Genomic DNA, 8,473 nt, shown 5'->3' with positions numbered 1-8,473 from the left:
TTTGGCCAAGACATCCCGGCCTTCCCTGCGCGATGGCTTTAACGGCTGCTTCGCGTTCTCCCCGGTGCGCCGGGCTTTCTGGCCACCGTATCGCGCATGATGCTTGCGCATCAGCGCGGGATCCTAGCGTCGGAGGATCAGGACCGCGCGACTTGACCGTGCGTGACTGCGCCGTTCGTCGGCGAACTAGCAGCTCGCTCCGACGCGCTCACGCCCACCGCATCTCACCGCCTACGTCCGTGACGACCGCGATACGCCCCTCATGTGGCGGCGAGACGGGCGGAATGATCGTTGTGATTTGCCCGACATGGCAAGGCCGCACGCGTGCGACAAACTAACACGACGGGCAATCTGCGCATGGCGGGCATCCGCGCCGCAAATATCTCCATCGTCATTCCGGGGCATCGCGAAGCGATGAGCCCAGAATCCACAGCCACCCAGAGCAATTTGTTACACTAACGTCTGCCAATGCGCCGTATCACATCGGCCTGTGGTTATGGATCCCGGGTTCGTGCTTCGCACGCCCCGGGATGACAGCGGAGGGGAGGCCGCGCAGTCCCTCCCAATACTCAAGGCGGTCGTCATCATGGCCCTTCGAAACGACGCGCTTCAACAATGACCGGTGTCAGAACGACGTGCCGCCGCCGAACCGGAACTCCTGCACGATGTCGTACTTGCCCTTGGTCAGCGGCACCGCGTAGTCGAAGCGCAGCGGGCCGAAGGGGGAGGCCCAGATCAGGCCGACACCGACGGAGGTGCGCACCACTTTGCTGTCGTCGTATTGCAGGCCGCATTTGCAGGCCGCCGAATTGACCTCGCCGGTGGCGGCCCAGGAGGTCGGGCCCTGATAGCCCCAGAGTGAGCCGGCATCAGCATAGACCGCGCCCTTCAGGCCCACCTCTTTCGGCAGGAACCAGAACGGCATCTGCAGCTCCGCCGAGGCGCCCCAATATTTGGTGCCGCCGAGCGAATCGCCGGTGGCGCCGAAATTGATATAGGTGATGTCACGCGGCCCGATGCCGTTGGAGGCGAAGCCGCGCACCAGGTTCGCGCCCATCTGGAAATGGTCGAGCATGCGCAGGTCCTTGTCGCCGACCTTGTTCAGGATGCCGCCCTGCAGGTGGATCAGGCCGACGATCTCCGAGACCAGCGGCGTGAAGTATTTCGCATCAACCGCCGTCTTGAGATAGCTGACATTGCCGCCGACGCCGGCGAGGTCTTGCTTCCAGTCGACCATCAGGCCGTCGGTCGGGTTCTTGTTGTTGTCGAGCGTGTTGTAGGAGAGCGTATAGCCGATCGCCGAGGTCAGCGCCGCGCCGTCGGAGAGCTCCTTGCGGACCGGCAGGGTGGATTCGCCGTCGGCGAAGCAGCCCCAGCCATAATAGCCGGAGCTGGTCGAATTGGTCGGATCGACCCCGCCGAGCACGTTGGCGATATAGGCCGGCGTCGGGTTGAAGGCGAGCAGGGTGTTGTTCGGATTGTTGTTGCAGTTCTGATAATAGGACGGCAGCGAGATTTCCTGGCGATACAGCGAATAGCGCAGCTGCAGCGAGAGATCCTCGCGCAGCTGGAAGCCGAGCCTGGGGCTGAAGCCGATCGTGGTGACGCCGTAGCTGGTATAGCTGTTGGCGAGCTGCTGCTTGTAGTAAACGTCGAGGCCGAGCGCGATCCGGTAGTCGAGCAGATATGGCTCGACGAAGGACAGCGACACGCCGCGGCTGTATTGGCCGTAGGAGACCGACGCCTTGGCGAACAGACCGCGGCCGAGGAAGTTGCGCTCGGAAATCGAAACCTCGGCCAGCGCGCCATCCGTGGTCGAATAGCCGCCCGAGACCGAGAAGTCGCCGGTCGATTTCTCCTCGAGATCGACCACCAGGATCACGCGATCGCTGGACGAGCCCGGCTCGGTCGTGATCTTGACGTTCTTGAAGAAGTCCAGATTTTTCAGCCGCCGCTCGGCACGGTCGACCAGGGCGCGGTTATAGGCATCGCCTTCGGCGATGTCGAACTCGCGCCGGATCACGTAGTCCCGCGTGCGGGTGTTGCCGCGAATGGTGATGCGCTCGATATAGGTGCGCGGCCCTTCGTCGACCGTGAACACGATCGACACGGTGTGCGCCTCGAAATTGCGGTCGCCACGCGGACGCACCACGGCAAAGGCGAAGCCGCGGCGCGAGGCCTCGATCTGCATCTCCTCGACCGATTTCTCGACCTGCTCGACATTATAGAGCGAGCCGATGCTGACGCGCGACAGGCTGCGCAGCGAGTTGCCGTCGAGCGCGGCAATCGAGGACTGGAACTGAACCGAGCCGACCCGGTATTGCTGACCTTCGTCGATCTTGAAGCTGACCAGGAACCCCTTCTGCTCCGGGTCATACTCAGTCAGCGCAGCCACCACCTGCACGTCGGCATAGCCGTTCTTCAAATAGAAGCGGCGGATCAGGTCACGGTCGGCTTCGACGCGGTCCGGATCATAGATGTCGTTGCCGCCAAGGAAGCTGAGCCAGTTGGTTTCGTGGGTCTTGATGACGTCGCGCAGCCGCGCCGCGGAGAACGCGTTGTTGCCGACGAAGTTGACCGACTTGACGGCGGTCTTGCCACCCTCCTCGATCGTGAACACCAGATCGACCCGATTGTTCGGCTGCTCGATAATTTCAGGCGTGACGCGCACGTCGTAACGGCCGGAGTGGCGGTAGATCTCGGAGATGCGCTGCGCGTCCGACTGCACCATCGGCCGTGAGAAGGTGCCGCGCGGCTTCGACTGCACCTCGGCCGAAAGCTGCTCGTCCTTGATCTTCTTGTTGCCCTCGAAGGCGACGCGGCCGATCACGGCGTTCTCGACCACGCTGACAACGAGATGGCCGCCCTGGCGATTGATCTTCACGTCCTGGAACAAGCCGGTCTCGATCAGCGCCTTCAGGCCGTCGTCGACCTGGCCGGCATCAAGCGTTCCGTTCGGTCCGGCCTTGAAATAGGAGCGAATGGTCTCGGCTTCGACGCGCCGGTTGCCCTCCACCGTGATCGAGGCCACGGTCTGCGCTGTGGCGGGCCCGGAGGCTGCGATTGCTGCGAGCGGTGCAACCACCGGCATGGCGAACATGATCAGGGCGAGCACGCCCCCCCGCAGTGTCAGACCAGTCATCGAGGCTCTTTCGCATTCTCAATCCGTGAACGGATGCGCGACGCGATCTACGCCGGCACACGCCTTCGGAATCGGTGATGCAATGGAAAGATGGTCAGTATGCGCCGAGTTGATTTCGCGAAATTTCGGATGATACCGAGCGTGACTAAGTGTTTCTAATCAGAAACCTTCGGCAGGCGAGAACGGCGCCGGCTAGTAGATGTGTCGGTGGCGGCCCGCACAAACCTGCGGCACATCGCCGGAGACATCTCGATTAAGCAATTAGACCCGGCTCGGCGTATTTGCAGGCTTTGGAAATCAATCTCTATAAATCTTAGAATGCCGGCAACACGCGGGAAAAACTGTGGTGCTAGGTTCTCGTCATCCGAACTAGCGCCCCCAAGTGGTTCGGGTAAGGCCCGGTGCGCACTGATTCCCATTCATTCCGGCGCACCGGGCCGCCTTTATTCAACGATTGCCGACGCTAGCGACACGGGCCTTCCGTCCTGCTGATAGGACCATAAGCGCAGGCGCGGTTTCTCATTGACGCGCTCGACGCTGCTTAGCTGACCATGCTCGTGCTTCAGTCGACCTCCGTTTCCCCGCTCAGCACGTGATCGCAACCGCTGTCGCCGCGCGTGACAGTGCGCTCCCTCTCCCCGTTCTTACGGGGCCGCGACGAGCTTCGCTCGCGCTGAGAGGGTTGGGGTGAGGGGCAGACGCACAATCGGTGCGAGTTGGTGGACCTGTCCCCCTCACCCGGATTGCATCTAGCGATGCAATCCGACCTCTCCCGGCAAGCGGGGGCGAGGTAAGCACGGCGCGTGCCGCAAGCGATGTGCCCCTACTAGCCGCCTAGGAGATGAACATCGGGGCCCACACCACATGCGACGTCCGAAGCACGATCCAAGCTTTTTGCCGTGGACCAGAGCCTTTGACTGCCTTCCATTCAGGCAGCGCCACAATGTCTGCCGCTGTTGCGAAAAAACCTCTGGATCGGACCGGCAAAAGCGAGCAAAACCACGGGTGGCTCCGATGGTTAATCGCGTCTTAACCTCGCCTTATCTATGGTGATTCCATCCGCTCCAACCGAGAACGGGGGCGATCGGCGGCTTCAACAGTATTGGCGCGTTGACGTATGGCAATGACCGCTTCATCCCCCGCGCCCGTGGGCGCCGGCCATTCGGAGAGCGAACGCTCGCCGTTTGTGCGGCTGACCGAACTGCTGTCGCCCTATAGCCCGGGCAAGCCGTTGATTACGCTCGCTGTCGGTGAGCCGCAGCATCCGGTTCCGGATTTTGTCGGCCCGGTGCTGGCGCAGCACATCGCAGCCTTCGGCCGCTACCCCGCCGCCAAGGGCATCGAGCCGTTCCGTAGCGCCGCCTCGCAATGGCTGTCGCGCCGCTTTGTCCTGCCGCGGCCGCTCGATCCCGAGAGCGAAGTCCTGGTCCTGAACGGCAGTCGCGAAGGTCTGTTCTTCGCCGCTCACGCCGCGCTCCGCCATGTCGGCCCGCGCCGCGGCCGGCCGGCGATCCTGATGCCGAATCCGTTCTACCCGGTCTATGGCGTCGGCGCGCGCACCGCCGGCTGCGAGCCGATCTATCTGCCGACCACGCCCGAGACCGGATTCCTGCCGGACCTCGATGCGCTCGACGAGATGACGCTGGCACGCACCGTGGCGTTCTACATCGCCTCGCCCGCCAATCCGCAAGGCGCGGTGGCGACACCGGATTACTTCCGCAAGCTGAAGCGGCTCGCCGATCGCTTCGGCTTCATGATCTTCAGCGACGAATGCTATTCGGAGATCTATACGCTGACGGCGCCGGGCAGCGTGCTCGAACAGGCCGGCCCTGAATATACCAACGTGGTCGCCTTCCAGTCGCTGTCGAAACGCTCCAACGTGCCGGGCATGCGGATCGGCTTCGCCGCCGGCGACAAGCGCTTTCTCGGCGTCTTTCACGAGTTGCGCAATGTCGCGGCGCCCCAGGTGCCGGTGCCGCTGCAGCACGTGGCCGTCGCAGCCTATGGCGATGAGGCCCATGTCGAGGAGAACCGCCGGCTCTATCGCCTCAAGTTCGATCTCGCCGATCAGATTCTCGGCAACCGTTACGGCTACAAGCGCCCGGCCGGCGGCTTCTGTGTCTGGCTGGACGTCTCCGATCGCGGTGGCGATATCGCCTCGGCGGTGAAACTCTATCGCGACGCCGGAGTTCGGGTCGTGCCCGGCAGCTATCTGGCGCAGCCGCAGGCCGATGGTTTCAACCCTGGCACCGGCTATATCCGGCTGGCGCTGGTGGCCGATAGCGAATCCACCGGCGAGGCCTTGCACCGGCTGGTCGAGGTTCTGGGTTAGGTCTGCGGGGCAGATGAGCATGCCGGCGATCGAACGAGTCATTCCCCTTGTCAACCACCTGCCGACGTCGCTTCGCGACGCGCTGGTGCGGCGGCTGCGCGAGCTCATCGGCCTGGTGTTGATCGCGATCTCCGGCGTCGCCACCGCGGCGCTGATGACCTGGTCGGTGCAGGACCCGAGCCTCAGCCACGCCACCTCGCGGCCGATCCGCAACATCGTCGGCTATCCCGGCGCGATCGGGGCTGATCTTTTGATGCAGATCCTCGGCCTGGGCGCCATCATGGTGATCCTGCCGCTCGCAATCCGCGGCTGGCGCATGCTGACCCACCGGCCGTTCGATCGGGAAGCGCTGCGCTTCGGCGCCTGGATTCTCTGCGTGGTGATCGCGGCCGGCTTTGCCAGCTGCTGGTCGCGCTCGGCTGCCTGGCCGCTGCCGACCGGACTTGGCGGCGTCGTCGGCGATGCGCTGGTGCGGGCGCCCGCGGTCGTGTTCGGTCCGCCCGGCCTGGTCTATCGCCTGGTGCTCGGCAGCCTCTTTGGCCTGGCGATGACCGTCGCCTTGCTGGTCGCCGGCGGCCTGGGGGCGCGGCAGAGCGAGGATGGACTGGGCGCGGATGAGGAAGACGATACGCCTCTGGCCGATCCGGACGAGGAGGACGACAAGGGCGCCGTTCGGCTCGGCTTCGTCTTCCACGCCATCATGAGCGCGAAAGCGCGAATCGTCTGGTTCCTGGCCACCGCCTATCGCGCCTTCGTCTCGAGCGGGCCGCAGGCCCGCGGCGGGATCAAACGCAACGAGCCCAAGCTTGGCGGCCGCAGCCAGGCGAGCCTGGCGCCGAAAATGGCGGACGAGGACGACGAGGAGGAGATCGAGGACGAGGAGGAAGAAGAGGAGGAGGCGCCGGCCGCGCGCGCACCACGCAAGAAGCCTGCGCCGAAGCCCAGCCGCAAGTCCGAGAAATACGAGCTGCCCTCGGTCTCGATGCTCGCGGCGCCGAAGGCTGCCGACCGTCAGCCGCTCTCGAAGAGCGAGCTGGAAGCCAATTCGCGCGCGCTCGAAGGCGTGCTGCAGGATTTCGGCGTGCGCGGCGAGATCGTCAAAGCCAATCCGGGCCCGGTGGTCACGCTCTACGAACTTGAACCGGCGCCCGGCATCAAATCGTCCCGCGTCATTGGTCTCGCCGACGATATCGCCCGCTCGATGAGCGCGCTGTCGGCGCGCGTCGCGGTGGTGCCCGGCCGCAATGCGATCGGCATCGAGCTGCCGAACGCGCATCGCGAGAAGGTCTACTTGCGCGAGCTGCTGGTGGCGAAGGAAGCCACCGAGAGCGTCGCCAAGCTGCCGCTGTGCCTCGGCAAGAATATCGGCGGCGACTCCATCATCATCGATCTGGCCCGCACGCCGCATATGCTGATCGCCGGTACCACCGGCTCGGGCAAATCAGTCGCCATCAACACCATGATCCTGAGCCTGGTCTACCGTCTGCGGCCCGATCAGTGCCGCCTGATCATGGTCGACCCCAAGATGCTCGAGCTCTCGGTCTATGACGGCATCCCGCATCTGCTGACGCCGGTCGTCACTGATCCGAAGAAGGCCGTCGTCGCCCTGAAATGGGCGGTGCGCGAGATGGAAGAGCGCTACAAGAAGATGGCCAAGCTCGGCGTGCGCAACATCGACGGCTACAATGCGCGGCTTGCGGAGGCCCGCAACAAGGGCGAAGAGATCACGCGCACGGTGCACACCGGCTTCGACAAGGAGAGCGGCAAGGCGATCTACGAGGAAGAGAAGCTCGATCTCGATCCGCTGCCCTATATCGTCATCATCGTCGACGAGATGGCCGACCTGATGATGGTCGCCGGCAAGGACATCGAAGGCGCGGTGCAGCGGCTGGCGCAGATGGCGCGCGCCGCCGGCCTGCACGTGATCCTGGCGACGCAGCGGCCGTCGGTCGACGTCATCACCGGCACCATCAAGGCCAACTTCCCGACCCGCATCTCCTTCCAGGTCACCTCCAAGATCGACAGCCGCACCATCCTGGGCGAAATGGGCGCCGAGCAGCTGCTCGGCCAGGGCGACATGCTCTATATGGCCGGCGGCGGCCGCATCAGCCGCGTCCATGGTCCGTTCTGCTCCGACGAGGAGGTCGAGAAGGTCGTCCGCCATCTGAAGACGCAGGGCTCGCCGGAATATCTCGAGGCGGTCACCGCGGAAGAGCCGAGCGAGGAGGACGGCGCCGTGTTCGACGCCACCGGCATGGGCGGTGGCGGCGGCGACGACCTGTTCACGCAGGCGGTGGCCATCGTCAAACGCGACCGCAAGGCCTCCACCAGCTACATTCAACGGCGGCTGCAGATCGGGTATAATAAGGCCGCTTCGCTGATGGAGCGGATGGAACAAGAGGGAATCGTCGGCCAGGCCAACCACGCCGGCAAGCGCGAGATCCTGGTGCCGGAGGAAGAGGGCGGATTCTAGCGTGGCGGCCCCAACCTAGCCTCATGAGTCCCTTATTCTTCACGCAATTACGATCACGCGGCGCACCCGAACCGAGCTAGAAACGCGCAAAACCTCAGGACGTCGTTTTGAACAGCCCAGTCTCGAACACCTCAATTCCGTCGCCATCCGCGGTGCGCATCGCGCCAAGCCCCGCCGGCATGACGCTCGCGGCGCTGCTCGTTGCCGCCCTGACGAGCGTCGCCGGCCATTGCGCCGCGCAGACGGTTCCGACCCCGAAGGCCGCGCCGAAGGGGCGCGATGGAACCCAGCTGAGCGCGTCCGAGGGCCAGCGCGGTCCGCAGACCACCGGCACCACGCAGACCGTGCCGCCGAACCCGGTCATTCCCGATCCGCGGCGCAATGTTCCGGCCAGCATCTTCACCACCTTCGATGCCAACCAGAAGGCGCAGGCCGCAAGGGTCAGTGCCTATCTGTCCTCGCTGCAGACCCTGGTGGGCAATTTCGTCCAGGTCGGGCCCGACGGCAGCAAGGTGAAGGGCGATTT

Annotated in this window: 3 protein-coding genes and 1 pseudogene; 3 read left to right on the top strand and 1 reads right to left on the bottom strand. The window is 64.4% G+C overall.

Going from position 1 to position 8,473, the window contains the following annotated elements:
* Positions 1–625: 625 nt before the first annotated feature.
* Positions 626–3,100, bottom strand: coding sequence for an outer membrane protein assembly factor BamA (gene bamA, locus BRAS3843_RS06145; protein WP_244425134.1), 2,475 nt, complete (start codon positions 3,098–3,100; stop codon positions 626–628).
* 1,159 nt (positions 3,101–4,259) lie between these two features.
* Between bamA and BRAS3843_RS06140 the strand changes: the two genes are divergently transcribed.
* The 3 genes and pseudogenes from BRAS3843_RS06140 to BRAS3843_RS06130 all read left to right on the top strand — a co-directional run.
* The gene (locus BRAS3843_RS06140; protein WP_035980951.1) at positions 4,260–5,474 is read left to right on the top strand and encodes an aminotransferase class I/II-fold pyridoxal phosphate-dependent enzyme; all 1,215 of its coding nucleotides are present in this window, start codon (positions 4,260–4,262) and stop codon (positions 5,472–5,474) included.
* Positions 5,475–5,487: 13 nt separating this feature from the next.
* Positions 5,488–7,947 (top strand): DNA translocase FtsK, encoded by a 2,460-nt coding sequence (locus BRAS3843_RS06135; RefSeq protein ID WP_008967900.1) that lies wholly within the window; start codon positions 5,488–5,490, stop codon positions 7,945–7,947.
* Between the two features lie 179 nt (positions 7,948–8,126).
* A pseudogene (locus BRAS3843_RS06130) lies at positions 8,127–8,473 on the top strand (outer membrane lipoprotein carrier protein LolA); the annotation flags it as partial.

Source organism: Bradyrhizobium sp. STM 3843 (genome assembly GCF_000239815.1).
Lineage (GTDB): Bacteria > Pseudomonadota > Alphaproteobacteria > Rhizobiales > Xanthobacteraceae > Bradyrhizobium.
Note: the sequence above shows the minus strand (reverse complement) of the source record. Positions and strands in the feature narration are given on the sequence as shown.

Bases quoted from the DNA above. Each gene is read 5' to 3' on its own strand.
- bamA (WP_244425134.1), bottom strand. From the start codon at position 3,100: ATGTTCGCCATGCCGGTGGTTGCACCGCTCGCAGCAATCGCAGCCTCC.
- BRAS3843_RS06140 (WP_035980951.1), top strand. From the start codon at position 4,260: ATGGCAATGACCGCTTCATCCCCCGCGCCCGTGGGCGCCGGCCATTCG.
- BRAS3843_RS06135 (WP_008967900.1), top strand. From the start codon at position 5,488: ATGAGCATGCCGGCGATCGAACGAGTCATTCCCCTTGTCAACCACCTG.